Here is a 20076-nt window from a genome sequence, read left to right as displayed (position 1 = left end):
CCTCCTGTTTTTACAGATTACAGCTTATTGAACATCTTTAATTTCAAACTGATTTTCGTAAAAATTTCTGGCAATTCTCTGTTGAGTTTTTACATGATCCAGAACTTCATCATAGTTGAATAACAACAATCTTACCAATTTACTATCGATAAGACTTCTATCAGCAAACTGACGCATGATTCGCACAATTTCCTTTTGATCCATTCCTTTTCGATAAGGACGATTTTCCGCTAAAGCCGTAAAAATATCGGCAACTGCCATGATGCGCGCACCGGAAGAAAGTTCTTTTGCTCTACATCGGAACGGATAGCCGCTGCCATCCAGTTTTTCGTGATGATAAGCAGCCCAACGGGCAATTTGTTCCAAACCGGAAATTTTATTGATGATGGTATAAGTGTAGTAAGTATGCGATTTCATGATCTCAATTTCTGGTCTGGTCAGGCTGGAACGTTTGTTCAAGATCTCGTTGGGAATAGCCAGCTTTCCTATATCGTGCAGATTTCCGGCAATCTGCATCATATCGATTTCCATTTGAGTAAAGCCAAATTTTTCTGCCAGTTTGGATGAAGCTGCAGCAACTCCACTGGAATGAGTAGAAGTAAACCGTGATCGGAGATCGATGATATTACGGAAAAGCTCTGAGATATTCATAAGCTCCTGCATATTTACTTTGATTTCTCTAAATGGTCCAGCTTGCAAGATTGAATAAAGCCTCGGAGAAATCAGATCCAGCCAGAATTCCTCCCGATCACTAGTTTCCAGAAAAAGTTCTACTATCTGAGGATGAAATTCTACTCCACTCAGTTTTTTTACTTTTTCTATGATATTATAATGTTGGTAAAGAATGAATTGATTTCGATCGATCTGACGTTCCACATAATCTGATAAATATAAAATTTGCGAATCGAAAACATGAGCTACATAAATTGCTTGATTCCACTCTCTGATGGGAGTGTGGTGATAGCGTATAATTCTAGCAGAATCTCTCAGCCAGGGTGTTTTTCTCAGCAGTTTCTGGCCACGAATGCAATGTTCTTCCGTATTGATGTTCTCTGCCTGCATCAGAGAAGCTTTTTCTTCCAGTGAAAAGGCTCCAATATCATGAATAAGAGCAGCGGTAAAAATGTTTTCAAGACGTTCAGTTGAAAGATTTGCAAGTTTGCAAATTTCCCACACAATCAGAGCTGTTCTCTGCTGATGTTGTGTAAGCTCTGGACTTGCCAAGTCCATCGAATCGGAAAATGACAGGATGAGATTTCCCAGATCTACCGAAATTTTGCGTTCCATAATTTTTCCTTAATTTACTTTTCGATTCAATTAATTTGGAAGATCAGTACTCTGTCAAAAGATTAATTCAAGGTAGTATGATTAACTCGCTGTATCTTGCAGAAATTCAATATTTCCATACAGTTTTTCCTGGATAAACTCATCTATTGTTTTCTGGGATGGCTTCAAATTCACTTGCACTCCCATCACTTCTGTATTAACCAGAATGGTTGCTGCGATGAGATAAGTTTCTTTATGCCGATTGAACATAAAAACTTTGCCTATGTAATGATCGTTCCAAACATATTCCTGTTCCTGAACAGTTTGTTTGTGAGTATAATATTGGGTGCAATCCGCGATGATCAGATCGGATTCGATATTTAGGTTGGAAATCTTCACACTATCGCAGCTGGAAAATAATTCTCCCTGTTGGAATTCGGTTTCTTCTGTTTTAGAAATGAATTTTTGAAGATTCTCTTCGGTTAATTCTGTTTGAGGTTGCCAAAGAACTTCAATACTTTTTTCCGGATCAGTTATCAAAGTCCAGAAACTGCCGCTATCTTTGGTTACGCCATCAGGATACCAGCCGGCATGAGGAAAAATAGCTGTATTCCAATGTTCGGGAATATAAAAGGAAATATTAAATTCTTCTGATTTGAAGAGCTTTGGTAAATTCGGATTTTGGGAAACTTCCTGACCGTGACTGGAAACAGTTTTGGTGATTTCCAGTTCCAGGTCAAAAAGGTCAGGAGAAGTGTTCATGGTTTGATTTATGTTGCAATCGGAAATGAATTGTCGATTGGTTTCGAGGCAGTTCCACACGATAAAACGAGTTCTTACCATTTCATTGAAAAGTGTGCCGTCGATGTAAAAAGCCTGATGTCCGCCAATTTCTGTTTCACCGCCATCGCTCGTTATAGTGAAAGGCATATTTGGTCCCCAGAAAGAAAGCATCAATTCACGTACATATTCGGTGGAAATATTTTTGCGTTCTTCGGTTAAAGGACGCCAGTGCAGATAGTACATCAGCCACTTATCATGGTTAAATTTCTGATAACCGGAATCTGTAGGAGAATCGGCATAGACCAACTCCCAATCTTCCTGTTCAGTTTTCAGATCGGAAAGTTTTAGTAGTGATTTGCGGGAGTTTGAACATCCAAAAATAATTACAACTAAAACAAAAAATACAACAATTTTTTTCATAGATCACCTCACTTGTTGTGAATAAGATGATCTGGTTTTATTGTGTCAAATTGAAAATAATAATTACTTGAATTGTAGAGCCAATCCAAAAATGAAAAAGCCGTGTTTGAAATCGTGTGTGAAGAAGGCAATTTCCGGTCGAAGGTATGGTCCTGGTCCAGTTTTACATCCAAGAAAAAAGCTATTCATATAATTGTTAAATTCAACTTTGGCATCATCGTCTACGCCATTGCGGTAAATGCCCCGATAACCTCCGTAAAATCTTTCACTTCCCGCAATCAACATCGGATAGATATCATAATAATTCAGGTCTTTTGTATAGCAGTATGATGCTCCCAGTTCGACAGAAACGTAAACGGGGTTTTCAATAATCTGATATTTGTAATCTGCCATCAAACCACCACTGAGTCCCGGTAATCCAAACACTTTTATTCCAACATCACTTCTCATATTCAAGCCAATTCTTCCAAAGCATTCAATATTGATCAATGTGGAATGATCATTGTTTAAAATAAATGAACTACCAGCTCCAACTTCATACTTACCTTCTGGTGTTACATTGGGAGATTGAAAGCTGTTCATGGAAGAGCAGGATGTGAGAATTAAGAGAATTGATCCAGAGATAAATATAAATGTTTTTTTCATTTCAGCTCCGGCTGAATATAAATACTATCTTCTGTATATTCAATGATTTTTCGCATCATCTCCACGGTTTGCACTGGATATTTACCAACCGCAGTTTCGGCAGAGAGCATCAGGTAATCGGCTTTGTCGTAAATAGCGTTGGCAATATCGGAAACTTCAGCGCGAGTGGGATAGAGTGAATCCAGCATACTTTCCAGCATTTGGGTAGCGATGATCACGTGCTTCTTTTTTCTACTGCAGCGGCTGATGATATATTTTTGAATAGCCGGAACTTTGTAAACCGGCAGGCTGATTCCCAAATCTCCGCGAGCCACCATGATGCCATCGCAAACGTCAATAATCGAATCGATATTTTTAACGCCAGCTGCATTTTCGATCTTGGCGAAAACGCCGCATTTTCCAGCGAGTTTTTCAATTTCGCTTCTCACCAGTTCGATGTTTTGCGCATTGCAGACAAAAGATTGGGCAATGAGATCGACATTATTTTCCACCCCGAATTTTATATCTGCTTTATCCTGCTCATTCAAAAATGCGTTGGGTAGTGTAAGATCTGGAATGTTGATTCCTTTGCGGGATTTAATAGTTCCACCGAAAATCGTTTTCAATAGCAGAGAATTTTCTTTAATTTCCAAAATCTTGAAACGCAGATGTCCATCATCGATAAAAAGATCAGAATTTTGGGGAACCAGATTCAAATCTCCATCGTAATCAAAAGCTATGCATTTTTTGTCTGTTTCACATCTAATTGAAGAAAGCAATAATTCTTCATCTTTTTCCACTTTTACAGGATGTTCTAACTTAGCAATACGAATACGGTAACCTTCCAGATCCATCAAAATCTTTATCTGCAGATCATGTTCTGTATTCAATTTGTTTATGTTATCGATAACTTGCTGATGAGTTTTATAATCACCATGACTCATGTTAAGTCTTGCCACATTCATGCCGGCTCCGGCTAATCCCAATAGTGTCAATTCACTGGAACTTGCCGGCCCGATCGTACAGATTATTTTGGTTTCGGTTTGCATAACTTTCTCCAATTAATTTAACTAATCGCTTTCAATCTATCATGAAAAACAATCATATATTTTTCTTTAGCCTTTTCGCTTAAAAAAGAAGCTTCGATCAATTTATTAACACTTTCTTTCTTTTCAGGGAATTCTCTTATCATTTTGATTGCACGTTTTTCTTTTATTTCATAAAACTCAGCTAATTTTAAAAAATCTTCTTTTCCAGAAAATCCATTATTTCTATAAAATTTCGATTCAAAATCGTCAAACATTTCCAAAGCCATTCTGCTTTCATTTGGGAAATGAATATTTGTGTTGGTCAGATCGTAAGCTGGGGAAAGAATAAAGTCTTCGTTTTGAGTTTCAATTAATGAAAAGTTTTTGAGATGAGAATCACCATTACCAAAAACATAATTGAATAGAATTAGTTTGAATAGTTTTTCAATTTCAATTTTACTGGCAGCACAAAATCTTTTTATCACATTACCGAGCTTTTCATAACTTCCGTCGTATTTGAAATTTTTGCCATGTGATTCAGGTGATTTTTCGGTTAACTGACAAAAATCTTCCTGTCGTAATTTTTCTTTGTTGTTTCTATCGAAACGCTTGGTTATATAAGCGAATTCTTCATCTTGGAAAGTAATCAAGGCATTTTCTGCCGTTTTGATCTTGAAGATTTGTCTGGCAATCTGCATCGTCAGATGTTCGTTGGCAGGAATATCATTTTGCAATTTTGGAACATTTAGTTCAGGTACCGGTTTTAAAATATATTCGCCATTTTCGGATGTGGGTTGCAGTTCATTTCTTACTAATTTCAATGAGATTTTATCCTGCACTCCCGAAATGGAAAAATGGTCGATCAGTTCGTATCTAACAGTTTGAAAATCAGTTTTCTTCAAATTTAATGTGGGAATTTTGCCATCAAACAATCTTCGTGAACATGCATTACAGTAATGTTTCGAGCGAATTTTTTTAAAGCAACCAAAGCATCTATTCATTTGTTTTCACCGATGGTTACACAACCTATTGTGTCATTGTTTGCAGTTTCAATAAGTCTTTTGAAATAATCGTTTTCATCGATCTTTAATTTGCGAGATTGGATTTGAGAAGCAAAACCTTCGGTGAGTAAACCATGAAAAAAAGGAAAAAGATATTGAGATTGAAATTCTTTTTTTTGCTTAGGAAGTGTAAGACTGATTGATTTGGAATCTGAATCTGATAAAAAACTATCATCGTAAACGAAAGAAAAACCTGAATCTATTTTACTGAGAATTCCAGCAAATTTATTTTTATAATAAACTTGAGCTTGCATTATTCATTGCCTTTAACTTTGATCTGAAGTTCTAAACCCAGTATTTCACAAAGTTTATTTATAACCAGTAAAGTTGGATTACCTTTTCCCGATTCGATGTCGCTGATCGTGTGCAAAGCGATCTCGGAAATCTCAGCCAGATCCTGTTGGTTGATTCGCAAGATTTTTCTTCGTTGTTTAATCAATTTACCCAGCTCATCAATTCTCATTTTAGCCTCATTTTCATTTTAATGAATAACTGATGTAAAAATTAATTATGTTTGTGAGAGATGCAAGCAATATTTTCATTTTAACGAAAATTTCATCGCTGGACTTGACCCAATACGAAGTTTGGGTTAAGAACAGTGTGGAATGAAGCCATTCTTACCTCAAGCCTGCGCATTGAGGCAAGTCTGGAGTATTGGACTTGACCCAATATGAAGTTTGGGTTAAGAACAGTGTGGAATGAAGCCATTCTTACCTCAAGCCTGCACATTCAAACAAATCTGATTTTCTTGTCAAAATTCTTTCAACGATTCTTGAATCCCTTTATGAATTTCATACCAGAATTCCAAACCAGCTTCAAATTTATTGTTCTTGAATTTTTCTAACCATTCTTTCAAATACGGATCGTCATCTTTTTCGATCTCGATCTTTCTTTCCATAAACTTCATTACGAAATCAAAATCTCTTTCCGACTCCCAGAATACGCTGGAGTTTCGGCTGTTGATGCGGGAAGCCGTCATATTTACACTATTTATAAAATCATCTTTCAGCTGGTAAATTTTTTCCATGATCTCCGGCAGCATTTCTTCCGCCCAGCCTCGATGAAATCGGCAAATACCAAGATTATCCATCACCAGTTCGGCCATAAATCTTTCAGCAGCCAATCTTCCCAGATCTCTGGGTTTGAAGAATTCGTTTCCATAGTACATGTAATATTTTCCCATTATCGCCATTGGCGAAAGAACGCCGGGAGTCCAATATTGATTGGGAACCATCCAGCCTTTTCGGGCAAAAGCGATGTAAATAAATTTATCCAGTATTGCTTTCCCTTTTTTGCGGGAAAGTCGGCGGCCAAATTTCCGGGCTCCTTCCTGGAAGTCTAAAATTCCTCTTTTCTGAATAATCGAATCCAGCAATTCAATACCAATTTCAGCATTTCTCTTGGAATCTTCTATCACACCAAAATCCTTGGTATCGAATTTAGGTTTTTGGGAAATGCCAACTTCTTCTAAAGTAAGCAAGTCTTCGTTCACGCATTCCATCAACCAGGCTAAAACTCCTCCGACGGAAATTGCATCAAAGCCCAGCATATCGGCATGATGAACCAGTTTTTCTGCAGCTCGTTGATCGAAAATTCCGCAAAGTGGTCCCAGGGTTTGATAAGGTTCATAATCTTTTTTGTATTTTCCGTGCATCTTCTTGCACAAAGCTGCGCATGGTTCTCCGCAGGTTTTCTGCTGTTTCGTTTTTATTGTTTCTTCATTGAATTGCTTCAGATAATGATCTAAAATGAATTTTTTATGAATATCCAACCTTTCTTCTTCCGAGTAATAAATACTTTTATAATTGAAGGCAATCAATTTTCCTGAAACGTTAGCATAATTCACTCCCAGAGTACCACCGGTTTGAAATTTAGGATCGAAGCGGTACTTGGTTGTTGCTTCAAAATCTTTTACTGCCAGAATTTGATTATACTTGTCTTTGAACCATTTATCAGCCACAGAACGATCGCGAAAATCTTCTTCCAGATGGGTCCCGCCATAAATGATCGAAGCAATTCCATGTTCCTGATACAGCTTGGAACCAAACCCTCCTCTACCTGCCCAGGTATCGATATGTGTAAGTTTATCGTTTTTAATTGGCACAGAACAGATCGCTCCCATATCGGTTTTTGCTGCGGAAGGCCCAACTGCTAAAATGCGGGGATTGGAACCGAAATTCTTTCCGTAATTTTTATAGACTTGATCCATCATCGAGTAAACACCTTTTTCCTTTTGATTCCAGATATTAGCTGAATTTACAGGATAAATTTCCAACTGGATTTCTTCGCCGTGATCACGATTCAGATATAAAATAGATGGTTGAGCAGCTTTTCCGACGATTGCCAGCAGGTTGATTCCCAAGTTATTGAATTCCAAACCGGCACCACCCATGGAAGAAATATAAAATCCTCCCCAGCAGGGAGAAAAACCGGAAAAGATCAGGCGATTTGATCCAGGCAGGATCGAACCAGCAAACAATCCTGTTCCAATATTTAAGCTGTTCAATTTTCCTGCCAGATGCAAGCCCAGATCGACAGGGCCAAAAAAATCTCCGAGCTTGTAGCGGTCTACTCGATAAAATGAAGTATTCACATTTACTACTAAAACTTTAATCATTGCTTCCATAAAATTCTCCTGTAAAATTTATTATAACATTTATTATCAAAAGGAAATGTGATGTCAAAGCAAAAAATTTCATAGACACAAAAACCGCCAGAATTCAAATCGAAAAAGTGCTGGACTTGACCCAAAACGAAGTTTGGGTTAAGAACAGTGTGGAATGAAGCCATTCTTACCTCAAGCCTGCGCATTGAGGCAAGTCTGGGAACAGTGGAGAAAGATTAATGAGGTGCAAACAAGAAGAATTTGTTAAAGATGAGTTTTTTCATATTTACAATCGAGCTGTAAATCAGGAATTACTATTTAACGAAAATGAAGATTATGAGTATTTTTTATCTCGATTCGAAAACAAACTTACCGAAATTCCTGCATCGATAGTAGCTTTTTGTTTAATGCCAAATCACTTTCATTTCTTTTTACGGCAGGATGGTAATATTCCTGTATTCAAACTTTTTGATTCCAGTTTCCGTCCGTATGTTTTGCATTTTAATTCTAAATATAAAAGGAAAGGAACGCTTTTTCAAGGGCCACTTCAACATATTCGTGTAAAATCAAATAATTATTTTGTACAATTATGTAAATATATACATTTCAATCCTATTAAAGCTGGATTGGTAAAAGATTTAGTTGATTGGAAGTATTCAAATTATCTTGGTTGGTCTGGGAAAGGAAAATCAAGGTTATTTTTTCCTGAGTTTAAAGAAATATTCGCAGATGAATTAGAAAATTATGAACAAACAATTAGAGAATATGAAGAATATATTGAAGAAAAAGAGTTTAATAAATTATTGTTTGAATAATAAGACGACTGGACTTGACCCAAAACGAAGTTTGGGTTAAGAACAGTGGAAATTATATCCATTCTTACCTCAAGCCTGCGCATTGAGGCAAGAATGGCAAGTTCGGACTAATAGGAGTTTTGATAATGAAAAAAAAGTTATTTTTAATCGACGGAACAGCGATCATTTATAGATCATTCTTTGCTTTTATCCGCAATCCGCTTTATAACAGCAAAGGACAAAATACCAGCGCTATTTACGGTACCATCAATGCTTTTCTGCGTTTGGTGGAACGTTATAATCTGGATCATGTGGCGATCTCTTTTGATCGAAGAGAAAAAACTTTCCGACATGAAATTACTGACACCTACAAAGCAAATCGTCCTCCAGCCCCGGAAGAACTGCACGAGCAGGTGGAACCGATCAAAGATTTTTTTAAACTGATCGGACTGAATGAAATTTCCTGTGCCGGCTACGAAGCAGATGATGTTCTGGCAACTCTGGCCGAAAAATTCAAGCATGAATTTGATGTGATTATCGTGACGGGTGACAAAGATTTTGCCCAACTTGTCGATGATAATGTTTTGCTTTATGATCCATCCAAAGAAATGGTGATGGATGAAGAAGCTGTAATAGAAAAATATGGTTTGAAACCCAAGCAGTTCATCGATTATCTGGCGATCTGCGGCGACAGTGCCGATAATATTCCCGGCGTGAAGGGAATCGGGCCAAAAGGCGCAACAAAGCTTATAAAAGAATACAAAACTCTGGAAAATATCTATGAAAATATCGAAAATATTTCAGCAAAAGGTACTAAGAAAAAACTTATCGAATACAAGGAAGAAGCATTTCTTTCCAAAAAACTGGCAACCATTGTTCGTGATGTTCCAATAGATATTGCAGATGAGCGAACTTTCTGTTTTGACAAAGCTAAGTTGGCAAATTCCATACCTTTTTTAAAAGAATATGAATTGAGAAATACTGCCAAAAAAATTCTTACTTTCAATGATCCGGTAATCCAAAATAAAATTGAAGAAAAAAAGGAAGAATTCAAAGAAGAGTTTGATTTTATTTCTCAGGATTCAGCAAAAACTCCTCCAAAAACAGGAATCAATTTTAAAGCAATCCTGATCGACAAAATAGAAGCATTCCAAAACCTGCTGAAGGAAATTAAAGAAGCTGATGTTGTAGCTTTGGATACCGAAACCACTTCCACCGATCCGCTGCTGGCAAAACTGGTAGGAATCTCAATCTGCACAAATTCTGAGAAAGCTTATTACATTACAATTGCACATCAAATGGCAGATAATGTTCCAGTAGAAATGGTTTTGGATGAATTACCAAAAATTTTAAAAGGAAAACTGATAATTGCCCACAACATTAAATATGATTACCTGGTTCTGGAAAGAGCAGGTTGGAAGATCGAGAATGAAATCTTCGATACAATGATTGCTGATTATCTGCTGCGTCCAACTTCGCGCCATTCTCTGGATGCCTGCAGCAAAGAAGAATTCGATCACGAAATGATCCCGATAAAAGATTTGATCGGAGTGGGAAAGAAGCAGATCACGTTCGATCTGGTTCCTACCAGCCAGGCTTGTGATTATGCTGCTGAGGATGCCAATATCACATTTCGACTTTATAAAATTTACGAAGATAAACTGATCAAAGCAGATCTTTACAACCTCTTCAAAAATATAGAAATGCCGCTGTTTTATTCGCTGGCAAAAATGCAACAGAACGGTGTGAAAATCGATGTGGATATTTTGGATAAAATGTCTAAGGCAAATCAAAAACGCATCGGGAAATTGACCAAAGAGATCTATGAAATTGCCGGCTCGCAATTTAATATAAATTCCACGCAACAGCTGGGAAAGGTGTTGTTTGATGATCTGGGAATTCCACCGGTCAAGAAAACCAAGACAGGTTATTCAACCGATGTAACTGTTCTGGAAACATTGGCAAAAGATCATGAAATTGCCCGGAAATTGATGGAATATCGCATGCTGTCCAAATTGGAATCTACTTACGTTACTGCTCTTCCCAAACTTGTAAATCCAGAAACGGGTCGAGTTCATTCTTCGTTCAATCAAACTGTGGCTTCCACCGGCAGGCTTTCCAGTACAAATCCTAATATGCAGAACATTCCTGTTCGCAGCGAAATGGGCAAAGAGATTCGGTACGCTTTTGTGGCAGAAGGTGATGATAAAATCCTGATAGCTGCCGATTATTCCCAGATCGAATTGCGCATATTGGCAATGCTATCCAAAGATGAAAAAATGATCAATGCTTTCCAGCAGAAAAAAGATATTCACAGCGAAACAGCCAGCATTATTTATGAAATTCCGCAGGAGGAAGTTACAGCAGATCAGCGACGTTATGCCAAGATCATCAATTTTGGTTTGATGTACGGCATGGGAGCTTTTCGCGTGTCCAATGAATTGGAAATTACGCGCAAGGAAGCTCAGGAATTCATTGATAATTATTTCAGTAAATTTCCCACAATCCAGAATCACATTCAAAAAAGCATAGAAGATGCAACCAGAAAAGGTTATGCCGAAACGATCTTTGGCAGAAAACTGTTTCTTCCTGGTTTGAGCAGTTCCAACCGTCAGAGAGTGAGTGAAGCAGCTCGCGTTGCCACAAATATGCCGATTCAGGGCAGTGCTGCCGATATCATAAAAATCGCCATGATCAAATTGCAGGAAAAGATAGAAGATAACGATGATATCAAAATGATCATGCAGGTTCATGATGAATTGGTTTTTGAAGTGAAAAAAGAAAAATTAGAAGAAGCAAAGATGCTGATAAAAACTGAAATGGAAAATGCTCTTCCCCAAGAATATTCGGAAATCGTACCGCTGGTTGTAGATATCGGAATCGGCGAAAACTGGTTCGAAGCACACTAACCTTTCGAAGGTTTTCGAACTTCTTGCTTTACTCGACCTTCGCAAGGTTTATTTTGCCACCGATATTCACCGAATTATACGAAACCCATTTTTTTGATCTTGGCGAGGTTTTGTTCTTTCAGATTTCCTAATTCGCTCCCTGGTTAGGGAGCTGTCTCCATATGAGGAGGGTGAAGATTTTGCGCTGCAAGGTTTCTGAGTCTTATCATAGATTTGAATTAAATAGTGTTTGGAAAAAATCAGTAAGCACATTTTTTAATGATCCAACAATAAATTGAATAATCGTTCATAAATTCTAAATGCAACATTAATTATAGATTACATCAGAATTATGAGATGTTTTATTTCTTAAATTTTAATGGACAAAGAATACCGGTTTCGAAATTTGTGAACTATATTATAAAAGGAGATTTCTAATGAGTTATAATCCAACATTGGAAACAAAAAGACTGATTCTGAGAAAGATATCAGGAGACGATAAAGAAGATCTTTTCGAATTGCTGACTAATTCAGAAATGGATAAAAAAATGATCTGGAATCATCTGGATGATATGGATGAGATCGAGGCCTACATTACAGAAGTTCGAGATTCTTATAATATGAATCATCCCAGCTGTTTTGGTATTGAATTAAAAGAAGATAACCATCTGATTGGTGTAGTGGAATTTTTTAATTACAAAGAAGAATTTAATTGCGTAGAAATGCATTATATGCTGCTTCCAAAACATCATCGTAAAGGCATGATGACAGAAGCCTTACTTAAAATCTTATCATTTATTTTTGATAAAACCGACATAAATAGAATTGAAGCATTCTGTTTGAAAGAAAACAAGGCAGCAGCCAAAGTTCTGGAAAAAGCAGGCTTGATTTTAGAGGGAATTTTAAGAGAAAAAATCCTGGTTGGCGATGAATATATGGATATCAAACTCTATTCCATGCTCAAAAGTGATATGCAATTTGTAGTTGTATAAATTTAGCAGATTTTTAATAATTTTTTCTGTGTATAATCAAAAGGCTATATAAATAACTAACCAGATAATAAATACAATAATAGTAAATACTTGACGATTTTCTTCCAAAAAAAAATTTTTTTGATTGTTAAAAAATTGGAGGAGAGATGAAAAGAACTATTTCCATATTATTTATTTTATCAATTTTTCTATGTTTTGCCGAAGAAACAAAAACCGAAGAATGGACTCCTGAATTTGTAAATTTGGATGAAATGAAAGTGGTAGGAATACAATCCTACATGAGCAATAATCTTAATCTTATCGGCAATTTATGGGAAAGATTCATGGAACGAGCCGAGGAAGTTGAATACCAGAAATTTGAAAATGTTGGCGTGGGAATATCTTATGGTTCCAATGTTATCAGCGAAGATCCTGAGAAGATGGAATATCATTATTTTCATTTGGTTGGTTATCCTGTAAAAAAGGTGAAGAAACTTCCTGAAGGAATTTGTTGGAAAAGTGTGCCAGAAGGGTTGTATGCAAAATTTACTTATAAGGGAAAATTGGAAAATCTTGGTAAAATCTACGATTATATTTTTATGGAATGGCTGCCGGAATCCGGTTACGAATACGATACAAACAAAGTTGATATGGAATGGTATGGTGAAGAATTTGAAATGGATAGCGATGATTCCAAAATGTATATTTATGTTCCACTTGTAGAAAATGAATAATAATTGGAGAAGAGATGAAGAAATATGTTAATCTGGCAGTAAAGCAAACCGAAACTTTATGTCGCATTCCCAGCCCCAGTGGTTTCACGATCAAAGCTACAGAATATTTAATTAATGAGCTTAAGAAAATGGGATTTGAACCGCAATATTCCCGCAAAAAATCGGTGATCGTAGATCTGGGTGGAAAAGGTGAAGCAGTTGTTTTGGCAGCTCATGTAGACACTTTGGGAGCAATGGTGCGAGCCATAAAAAGTAATGGAAGGTTGCGTTTTACCAAGATCGGCGGCTACCCGGGAAATAACGTAGAAGCAGAAAACTGCATTATCCATAACAGGGATGGAAAAGAATTTACCGGTACTTTTCAGATGTGTGAACCTGCAGCTCATGTGAATGCAGAATTGGCAAAAGCAAAACGTGATGATAAAACCCTGGAAGTGGTGATCGATGAAAAAGTAGATTCAGCAGAAGATGTGAAGAAACTGGGAATTTCAACCGGTGATTTTATTTCACTGAATCCTCGAACAATCGTTACAAAAAATGGATTCATTAAAAGTCGTCACCTGGATGACAAAGCCAGTGCAGGAACATTGTTGGCATTTGCCCAAATGGTTGCCGATAAAAAGATCGAACTTTCCCGAAAAGTCTATCTGCTTTTCACTACTTACGAAGAAGTTGGTCATGGTGGATCTTCCGGTATTCCGGTTAATGTGGAAGAAATGATCTCAGTTGATATGGGAGCGGTTGGCGACGATCTGGAAACAGATGAACACAAAGTTTCCATTTGTGCCAAAGATTCCGGCGGGCCTTACGATTATGATGTAACAACCAAACTTATTCAACTGGCAAAGGAAAATAAACTGCAATATGCTGTTGATATTTATCCGTTTTACGGCTCAGATGTAGAAGCAACATTGCGAGCTGGTTTTGATATAAAACATGCTCTCATCGGCCCGGGAGTTTCTGCTTCACACGGTTATGAAAGAACGCATAAAGAAGGTCTGGAAAACACCTTGAAATTGCTGGTATTATATTTGAAGAAATAAATAATAAATTAGCAGAACCTTGAAAAGGTTACATTCGGAGAAAATCTGGCAATTAGACCTTTTCAAGGTTTTACTCACGTTTTATAGCATAAATTATATGTAAATGGCAGCTGGAGTTGCGGAAATCGTACGTTACAAAACCAGAGCTTTGTAACGAGAAAACTCTCTGTATCACGATCTCTCAGATCGTGCAAAAATACCCTTCGAAGAGTGCATCTGCAAGATGCTGATATTCTTTCAACTACCAGACGTTGTCGAACTTCTTGCTTTTCTTGATCTTCGCAAAGTTTAATCGAAAGAATTCCTCGCTGCTCTACATCGGGGTTTTCCAAATTTTCTCCCCTGTTTGAGGGGAGATCCGGCAGTTGCCGGAGAGGGGTAAATAATGAAAATTCGATTTTCAGCTTGCTGAAATAAATTTAGCGAAATACACCTTGGCTCTACCACGGTGATAGTCAAATTTAAGAATTTTCTTTATTTTGCCACCGATTTTCACCGAATTACACGAAACCTTTTTTCTCGATCTTCGCGAGGTTTTGTTCTTTCAGATTTCCTAATTCGCTCCCTGGTTAGGGAGCTGTCTCCGCTTGCGGAGGCTGAGGGTTTTTACCAAGTTTCATCTTTTCGAACTTCTTGCTTTTCTTGATCTTCGCAAAGTTAATATCAGTAGTTAACAAGAAAACGTTTAACAATAACCTCATTCCTACGAAACCTATCATTTGTTTTAATTGTGTATTTTGGATAAATATTTTTATTTGACTTTCCAAGCATCAAATTGAACTTTCAACTTGAATAATTTTCGGAGGTAATATTGGTTGGTATAGCAGCATCAGCAGCAGCTTTATTTATTTTGGTAAAATTTGTTACAAATGATGAGATTGTATTAAAATGGAAAATAATTCTAATTGCCGTAGCTTTGATCTTCAAATTTGCTTTTGTAGGATTGATTTCGGTAATTGGAACGTTCCTTCCTGTAATGCTCATGTTTTTGATGTTGCGCTGGCACGGTAGTAAAATAAGATAAAATTTCAGGAGAAACAGATGGCAAAAATCACAGTTCTTGGTTGTGGTATGGTGGGAAGTGCAATTGCTCTGGATCTGGCAAAAAAGCACAAAGTTCTTTCGGTTGATGTAAGCAAAGAAAATCTCAAATCAGTTGCTGGAAGAAACAACATTTCAATTGAAAAACTCGATCTTTCCAAAGCTGAAAATATTCTAAAAGCTATAACTAAAGCTGATCTGGTGGTAAATGCTGTTCCGGGTTTCATGGGATTTCAAACCACGAAAACCGTGATCGAATCCGGCAAAAACATCGTTGATATTTCTTTCTTTCCGGAAGATTGTTTTGAACTGGATGAGCAGGCAAAATCGAAGAATTTGATAGCAATCGTGGATTGCGGGGTAGCACCCGGCATGGGAAATGTGATCCTGGGACATCACAATGCCATGATGCAGGTGGAAAGTTATGAATGTTACGTAGGTGGCTTGCCGCAAAAAAGAACCTTACCCTTTCAATATAAAGCGCCGTTCTCTCCCATCGATGTGATAGAAGAGTATACGCGACCGGCAAGATATATCAGAGATGGAAAATTGGTTACAAAGCCTGCTCTTTCCGAACCAGAATTTATGGAATTCGCTGAGATCGGAACTTTGGAAGCTTTCAATACAGATGGTCTGCGATCCCTGCTTTTCACCATGAAAATTCCTAATATGATCGAAAAAACCATGCGTTTTCCCGGTCATATCGATTACATGAAAATGCTGCGTGAAAGCGGTTTCTTTGCTGAAGATGAGATAGAAGTAAAAGGCAGGAAGATCAAGCCGATCGAGCTGACAGCAAAGCTGCTTTTCAAGCAGTGGAAACTGGAAAAAGATGAACCGGAATTTACTGTGATGAAAATAATTATTGCCGGAAAAGAACAGGAAAAGAGAGTTTGCTATCAATATGATCTTTTGGATAGATATGATGAAGAAACCGGCATTTCATCTATGGCCAGAACGACAGGCTATTCTGCTACAGCGGCGGTTGATCTGATTTTGAATGGAGATTTTAAGAAAGTTGGGATAAATCCACCCGAATTCGTCGGAGCAGAAACAGGCTGCCTGGAAAAAATGTTGAAATATCAGGAAGAGAGAGGAATAAAATATAAAGTTAGCAGGACTGAAGCTGGTCTTGACCCAATAGAAAGTTTGGGTTAAGAACAACTATAAATATTTATCTGTTCTTACCTGAAGCCTGTGCATTCAGGCAATTACGAAAAAAGGGAAAAATATGAAGCCACAATTATTTGCGCTGCTCACGGCAATAGCCTGGGGAGTTGGCGGTTATTTCGAAAAGAAAGGTTTACATCTGGGAAAACTGTCTCCGCAGATGGGAATTACGATCAGAACGTTTATTGCACTTATTGTGCTTTCAATTGCCAGTTATCCACATTGGAAAACTGTAGCTCATGCCGGTGGAAAAGCTCTTACTTACATGATCATCGGTGGCGGCGTGGTTGCAGGTTCTGTTGGAATGCTCTGTTTTTACATGGCGATCAAAGGAGCACCGCTGAGCAAAGTGATGCCGATCGCGTTTACTTCACCCTTGTTTGGTGCTTTGATGGGAATTTTGCTGGGCGGCGAACCGATTACCACCAAGAATATTATCGGCATGCTGATGACGGTTGGCGGAATTGTGATTTTAACGATATAGTAAACTGGAATTGACCCAAAACGAAGTGTGGGTTAAGGACAATTGATAAATGATCATCCGTCCTTACCTGAAGACTTCGCTTTCAGGCAAGTTCGATGATAAAGGAAAAATATGAACGAAAATAAAAAAAGATATATCGGAGCCACAGCCATCATCCTGGCTGCAATTATGTGGGGATTTGATGGAGTTGTACTCACTCCAAGATTGTTCAGCTTAAATGTAGGATTCGTGGTATTTATGCTGCATCTGGTGCCATTTGTTCTGATGAATACATTCCTGTTCAAAGAATATAAAAAGATCAAAACGTTTACGAAAACAGATCTGGCTACTTTACTGGCATTATCCTTTTTTGGAGGTGCCCTGGGAACTCTGGCAATTGTTAAAGCACTTTTCCTGGTACATTTCCAGCATCTTTCGGTGGTAGTACTACTGCAAAAACTTCAACCCATATTTGCCATCATTTTAGCTGCTATTTTCCTGAAAGAAAAGATTGAGAAGAATTTTGTTTTATGGGCTGTTATTGCTATTGGAGCAAGCTATACACTTACTTTTGGTTTTCACCTTCCTCATGCGATTGAAGATGCTGATCTTATTCAAGCATCTATCTGGGCTGTAATTGCGGCTTTTTCTTTTGGAAGTGCTACTGTTTTTGGCAAGAAAGCTCTTAATAAATTTCCCTATTACACAACTAATTTCTATCGTTTTGGATTTACTGCGATTATAATGTTCATTTATGTTCTTCTCACCGGAGCTATTGGCGAATTCCAAAATATAACAACAGATCATCTTATGTATTTCCTGATTATCGCTGTAACTACCGGTTCAGGAGCGATCTTTCTCTTCTATTTCGGATTGAATAAAGTGAAAGCAATGGTTTCGACTATTTGTGAATTGTTTTTTCCCATTTCTGCAATACTGTTTGACTATTTGATAAATGATCACAAATTATCACTTGTGCAGTGGATCAGCGCAATAATCATGATCCTGGCAGTTGTTGAAATAAGTTATAAAAGGAAGAAAATTCGATGAAAAAAACAATAATTTTCGCACTTTTAATCGCTATTTTATTTAGTTTATCAGCTCAAAAACAAGAAGTTGATGAACCCAAAGAAAATCACAAAGTTTTCGAAAATCTGAAAGATGAATACAAGCTTGCCAGCTATTTCTTAACCTATCAGCAGAAAAAATATTACAAAAAACTAAGTGAGGAAGATAAATGGCGTTACCTGGCTACTTTCTGGAAAGCCAATGATCTTGATCCTACTACAGAGCAAAACGAATTTTTAGATCAGATAAAGACGAGGATAGAATATTGTAATGCTCATTTTACTCATTTCAAATCCGGCTGGAATACAGATCGGGGCAGGATATATATTCGTCATGGGCAGCCGTACGAGATCATTAAACGAGCCACTTCCATGAACACAAAATATGCTCAAAAAGATTATGAGATCTGGAAATATAGAATTGTGGAATATCTTACTTATATTTTCATAGACTTGCAGCAGCATGGAGATTATCGGCTCATTTACAGCGAGAACGATCCTCAGGAAGGCAGCTTTGCAGACTGGCAGAGCTATCTGGGAAGGGATTTTGACTTTGGATTATTATATTAGATAAAGTATTTGATTTCAAAAAAAGGAGAGAAGATGAAGAAATTTATTATCACTATTATGATATCCATTTTTGCAGTTTCAATATTTTGTCAGGAAGTACAGATTGCACCTTCTGATGATATGTACACAGACTGCATAACTGGTGGAGCAGCACATCCGGAAGCAGAGTTATATGTAAATTGTGAAACAGCTACAGAAGAAGAACAGATCATGATGAGATTTGATGTTTCCGGATTGATGGGAATTTTTATCGAATCGGCAACTTTGAATATTCACAGATTCTTTTCCTGCGGTGGTGGAGGTGGAATTACTTCTGCCATGATCTACAGGATTAATGAAGAGTGGGACGAAGACAGCTGGGATGAGCATACTTTTATTCAATACGTTGATACAAGTGGTTTTCCCTTTTCATTTTCAGGTCCGGCAGGAACGCAGGACACCTGGTTTCAGATAGATCTTACCGATTACGTAAATCACTGGTTATATGCAAATGAACCGAATTATGGTTTTGTGATTATTGCTGATGCTGGTCAGAGACACAGTAAATTCAATTCCAAAGAAGCTGTAAATGCAGATCTGCAGCCATTTTTGAACGTGACTTTGGACACTGCTGCCGATGATGTGCTGAATCCAATTACTTCACTTTCAAACTATCCGAATCCGTTCAATCCTTCCACGACAATTTCTTTCAATTTAACCACTGGTGTCTCGGAAGATGCGGAGATGACAATCTTCAATTTAAAAGGACAAATAGTAAAAAGATTTTCCAATCTCCAAATCTCTCAATCAACAGATCATCAAATTGTCTGGAACGGAAAAGATGATTCTGGTAAAGCTGTTTCTAGTGGAATTTATAATTGCAGATTAGAGGTAGGAAATCATATTCAGACCAGAAAGATCAGTTTGATCAAATAAAAATAAATAAAAAACCTTCCAGGTTTTGCAAATCCTGGAAGGTTTAAAGATTTTTTTTCAGATCACTCTATTACATCAGATATTTTTGTAAGTGTTTCTGATCCTTCGGCATAATCATTTTGCCAATCGCAGATGATGGTGTCTTCTGTAATGGCTGTGCTATGCATATTTACTACATATTCGGTAGAAGGAACAAGATACGTCCAGCTTAAAATCCCTTCTTCCCATTTCGTTTCTTGAACTTCAAATGCTTCACCGTCACTATCTACGATGGAAATTATATTTACCAGTTCATCCATAACTTCGATCTTATAAATTGTACCGCCGGATTCTTCCCAGGTTCCGTGCAGTCCTTCAGCAATTTTACGATACCTGTATTTTGCTCCTCCAATAACTGCACAACCAGATAAAACGGTTATCAATAGTATTAATATTACAATATTTCTTTTCATTCTTTCTCCTTATGACTTTTTTATTCTTGTTTGTCTTCCGCTTGATAGAGTCCTAAAAATGGTGTAAAAAGAATTTGAGCCAAAATTCAATCCTTGTAAATTGGATTTGCCAAAACAAAAACAAGGAGGAGAATAATGACTCAGATACAAATTAATATGGATAGTGAATTATTGCACGGAC

General features: G+C 37.3%; 20 protein-coding genes. 11 read left to right on the top strand and 9 right to left on the bottom strand.

Annotated elements, in window-relative coordinates; all coding sequences use genetic code 11:
• Window positions 1–24: 24 nt before the first annotated feature.
• The 8 genes from K9N40_02975 to K9N40_02940 form a co-directional block, all read right to left on the bottom strand.
• A complete protein-coding gene (locus tag K9N40_02975; GenBank protein MCF7813427.1) occupies window positions 25–1287 on the bottom strand; it encodes an HD domain-containing protein in 1263 nt (420 codons plus the stop codon).
• An 81-nt stretch (window positions 1288–1368) separates the two neighbouring features.
• On the bottom strand, window positions 1369–2469 hold the full coding sequence (locus K9N40_02970; GenBank protein ID MCF7813426.1) for a hypothetical protein: 1101 nt from the start codon (window positions 2467–2469) through the stop codon (window positions 1369–1371).
• A 63-nt stretch (window positions 2470–2532) separates the two neighbouring features.
• Window positions 2533–3114: a hypothetical protein gene (locus tag K9N40_02965; GenBank protein ID MCF7813425.1), complete on the bottom strand. Its 582-nt coding sequence runs from the start codon at window positions 3112–3114 to the stop codon at window positions 2533–2535.
• The gene (pyk, locus tag K9N40_02960) at window positions 3111–4142 is read right to left on the bottom strand and encodes a pyruvate kinase (protein ID MCF7813424.1); all 1032 of its coding nucleotides are present in this window, start codon (window positions 4140–4142) and stop codon (window positions 3111–3113) included. Before pyk ends, K9N40_02965 begins: the two co-directional genes overlap by 4 nt.
• 17 nt (window positions 4143–4159) lie before the next feature.
• Window positions 4160–5023: a HipA domain-containing protein gene (locus tag K9N40_02955; GenBank protein ID MCF7813423.1), complete on the bottom strand. Its 864-nt coding sequence runs from the start codon at window positions 5021–5023 to the stop codon at window positions 4160–4162.
• A gap of 95 nt (window positions 5024–5118) precedes the next feature.
• Window positions 5119–5436 carry a HipA N-terminal domain-containing protein gene (locus tag K9N40_02950; GenBank protein MCF7813422.1) on the bottom strand — a complete coding sequence of 106 codons (318 nt, stop codon included), beginning with the start codon at window positions 5434–5436 and terminating at the stop codon, window positions 5119–5121.
• A complete protein-coding gene (locus tag K9N40_02945) occupies window positions 5436–5645 on the bottom strand; it encodes a helix-turn-helix domain-containing protein (protein MCF7813421.1) in 210 nt (69 codons plus the stop codon). Before K9N40_02945 ends, K9N40_02950 begins: the two co-directional genes overlap by 1 nt.
• A 288-nt stretch (window positions 5646–5933) precedes the next feature.
• Window positions 5934–7808, bottom strand: coding sequence for an aldehyde ferredoxin oxidoreductase (locus K9N40_02940; GenBank protein ID MCF7813420.1), 1875 nt, complete (start codon window positions 7806–7808; stop codon window positions 5934–5936).
• A 218-nt stretch (window positions 7809–8026) separates the two neighbouring features.
• On the opposite strand from K9N40_02940, the gene K9N40_02935 reads away from it, so the two are divergent.
• The 11 genes from K9N40_02935 (at window position 8027) to K9N40_02885 (ending at window position 19443) form a co-directional block, all read left to right on the top strand.
• Window positions 8027–8602 carry a hypothetical protein gene (locus K9N40_02935; protein ID MCF7813419.1) on the top strand — a complete coding sequence of 192 codons (576 nt, stop codon included), beginning with the start codon at window positions 8027–8029 and terminating at the stop codon, window positions 8600–8602.
• A 125-nt stretch (window positions 8603–8727) separates the two neighbouring features.
• Entirely contained in the window at window positions 8728–11490 is a 2763-nt protein-coding gene (gene polA, locus K9N40_02930) for a DNA polymerase I (GenBank protein MCF7813418.1), read from the top strand.
• A gap of 416 nt (window positions 11491–11906) precedes the next feature.
• Window positions 11907–12461, top strand: coding sequence for a GNAT family N-acetyltransferase (locus K9N40_02925; GenBank protein MCF7813417.1), 555 nt, complete (start codon window positions 11907–11909; stop codon window positions 12459–12461).
• A 146-nt stretch (window positions 12462–12607) separates the two neighbouring features.
• The gene (locus K9N40_02920; GenBank protein ID MCF7813416.1) at window positions 12608–13174 is read left to right on the top strand and encodes a GyrI-like domain-containing protein; all 567 of its coding nucleotides are present in this window, start codon (window positions 12608–12610) and stop codon (window positions 13172–13174) included.
• A gap of 14 nt (window positions 13175–13188) precedes the next feature.
• The gene (locus K9N40_02915) at window positions 13189–14217 is read left to right on the top strand and encodes a M42 family metallopeptidase (protein ID MCF7813415.1); all 1029 of its coding nucleotides are present in this window, start codon (window positions 13189–13191) and stop codon (window positions 14215–14217) included.
• An 811-nt stretch (window positions 14218–15028) separates the two neighbouring features.
• Window positions 15029–15241: a hypothetical protein gene (locus K9N40_02910; protein MCF7813414.1), complete on the top strand. Its 213-nt coding sequence runs from the start codon at window positions 15029–15031 to the stop codon at window positions 15239–15241.
• A gap of 17 nt (window positions 15242–15258) precedes the next feature.
• Window positions 15259–16416 carry a saccharopine dehydrogenase NADP-binding domain-containing protein gene (locus K9N40_02905; protein ID MCF7813413.1) on the top strand — a complete coding sequence of 386 codons (1158 nt, stop codon included), beginning with the start codon at window positions 15259–15261 and terminating at the stop codon, window positions 16414–16416.
• Between the two features lie 73 nt (window positions 16417–16489).
• Window positions 16490–16912, top strand: a complete 423-nt coding sequence (locus K9N40_02900) for an EamA family transporter (protein MCF7813412.1) — start codon at window positions 16490–16492, stop codon at window positions 16910–16912.
• Between the two features lie 111 nt (window positions 16913–17023).
• On the top strand, window positions 17024–17941 hold the full coding sequence (locus tag K9N40_02895; protein MCF7813411.1) for a DMT family transporter: 918 nt from the start codon (window positions 17024–17026) through the stop codon (window positions 17939–17941).
• On the top strand, window positions 17938–18528 hold the full coding sequence (locus K9N40_02890; protein ID MCF7813410.1) for a GWxTD domain-containing protein: 591 nt from the start codon (window positions 17938–17940) through the stop codon (window positions 18526–18528). Before K9N40_02895 ends, K9N40_02890 begins: the two co-directional genes overlap by 4 nt.
• Before the next feature lie 33 nt (window positions 18529–18561).
• On the top strand, window positions 18562–19443 hold the full coding sequence (locus K9N40_02885; GenBank protein ID MCF7813409.1) for a DNRLRE domain-containing protein: 882 nt from the start codon (window positions 18562–18564) through the stop codon (window positions 19441–19443).
• Window positions 19444–19505: 62 nt separating this feature from the next.
• Here K9N40_02885 and K9N40_02880 read toward each other — a convergent pair whose 3' ends face one another.
• On the bottom strand, window positions 19506–19895 hold the full coding sequence (locus K9N40_02880; protein ID MCF7813408.1) for a hypothetical protein: 390 nt from the start codon (window positions 19893–19895) through the stop codon (window positions 19506–19508).
• Window positions 19896–20076 lie beyond the last annotated feature (181 nt).

It is taken from the genome of Candidatus Cloacimonadota bacterium, assembly GCA_021734245.1.
Classification (GTDB): Bacteria; Cloacimonadota; Cloacimonadia; order Cloacimonadales; family TCS61; genus B137-G9.
Note: the sequence above shows the minus strand (reverse complement) of the source record. Positions and strands in the feature narration are given on the sequence as shown.

What these genes read in the sequence shown, in the direction of transcription:
- K9N40_02970 (MCF7813426.1), bottom strand. Translation starts at nt 2,469, where the DNA reads ATGAAAAAAATTGTTGTATTTTTTGTTTTAGTTGTAATTATTTTTGGA.
- K9N40_02935 (MCF7813419.1), top strand. Translation starts at nt 8,027, where the DNA reads ATGAGGTGCAAACAAGAAGAATTTGTTAAAGATGAGTTTTTTCATATT.
- K9N40_02895 (MCF7813411.1), top strand. Translation starts at nt 17,024, where the DNA reads ATGAACGAAAATAAAAAAAGATATATCGGAGCCACAGCCATCATCCTG.
- K9N40_02880 (MCF7813408.1), bottom strand. Translation starts at nt 19,895, where the DNA reads ATGAAAAGAAATATTGTAATATTAATACTATTGATAACCGTTTTATCT.
- K9N40_02925 (MCF7813417.1), top strand. Translation starts at nt 11,907, where the DNA reads ATGAGTTATAATCCAACATTGGAAACAAAAAGACTGATTCTGAGAAAG.
- K9N40_02890 (MCF7813410.1), top strand. Translation starts at nt 17,938, where the DNA reads ATGAAAAAAACAATAATTTTCGCACTTTTAATCGCTATTTTATTTAGT.
- K9N40_02945 (MCF7813421.1), bottom strand. Translation starts at nt 5,645, where the DNA reads ATGAGAATTGATGAGCTGGGTAAATTGATTAAACAACGAAGAAAAATC.
- pyk (MCF7813424.1), bottom strand. Translation starts at nt 4,142, where the DNA reads ATGCAAACCGAAACCAAAATAATCTGTACGATCGGGCCGGCAAGTTCC.
- K9N40_02915 (MCF7813415.1), top strand. Translation starts at nt 13,189, where the DNA reads ATGAAGAAATATGTTAATCTGGCAGTAAAGCAAACCGAAACTTTATGT.
- K9N40_02920 (MCF7813416.1), top strand. Translation starts at nt 12,608, where the DNA reads ATGAAAAGAACTATTTCCATATTATTTATTTTATCAATTTTTCTATGT.
- K9N40_02950 (MCF7813422.1), bottom strand. Translation starts at nt 5,436, where the DNA reads ATGCAAGCTCAAGTTTATTATAAAAATAAATTTGCTGGAATTCTCAGT.
- K9N40_02905 (MCF7813413.1), top strand. Translation starts at nt 15,259, where the DNA reads ATGGCAAAAATCACAGTTCTTGGTTGTGGTATGGTGGGAAGTGCAATT.
- K9N40_02940 (MCF7813420.1), bottom strand. Translation starts at nt 7,808, where the DNA reads ATGGAAGCAATGATTAAAGTTTTAGTAGTAAATGTGAATACTTCATTT.
- K9N40_02965 (MCF7813425.1), bottom strand. Translation starts at nt 3,114, where the DNA reads ATGAAAAAAACATTTATATTTATCTCTGGATCAATTCTCTTAATTCTC.
- K9N40_02975 (MCF7813427.1), bottom strand. Translation starts at nt 1,287, where the DNA reads ATGGAACGCAAAATTTCGGTAGATCTGGGAAATCTCATCCTGTCATTT.
- K9N40_02900 (MCF7813412.1), top strand. Translation starts at nt 16,490, where the DNA reads ATGAAGCCACAATTATTTGCGCTGCTCACGGCAATAGCCTGGGGAGTT.
- polA (MCF7813418.1), top strand. Translation starts at nt 8,728, where the DNA reads ATGAAAAAAAAGTTATTTTTAATCGACGGAACAGCGATCATTTATAGA.
- K9N40_02885 (MCF7813409.1), top strand. Translation starts at nt 18,562, where the DNA reads ATGAAGAAATTTATTATCACTATTATGATATCCATTTTTGCAGTTTCA.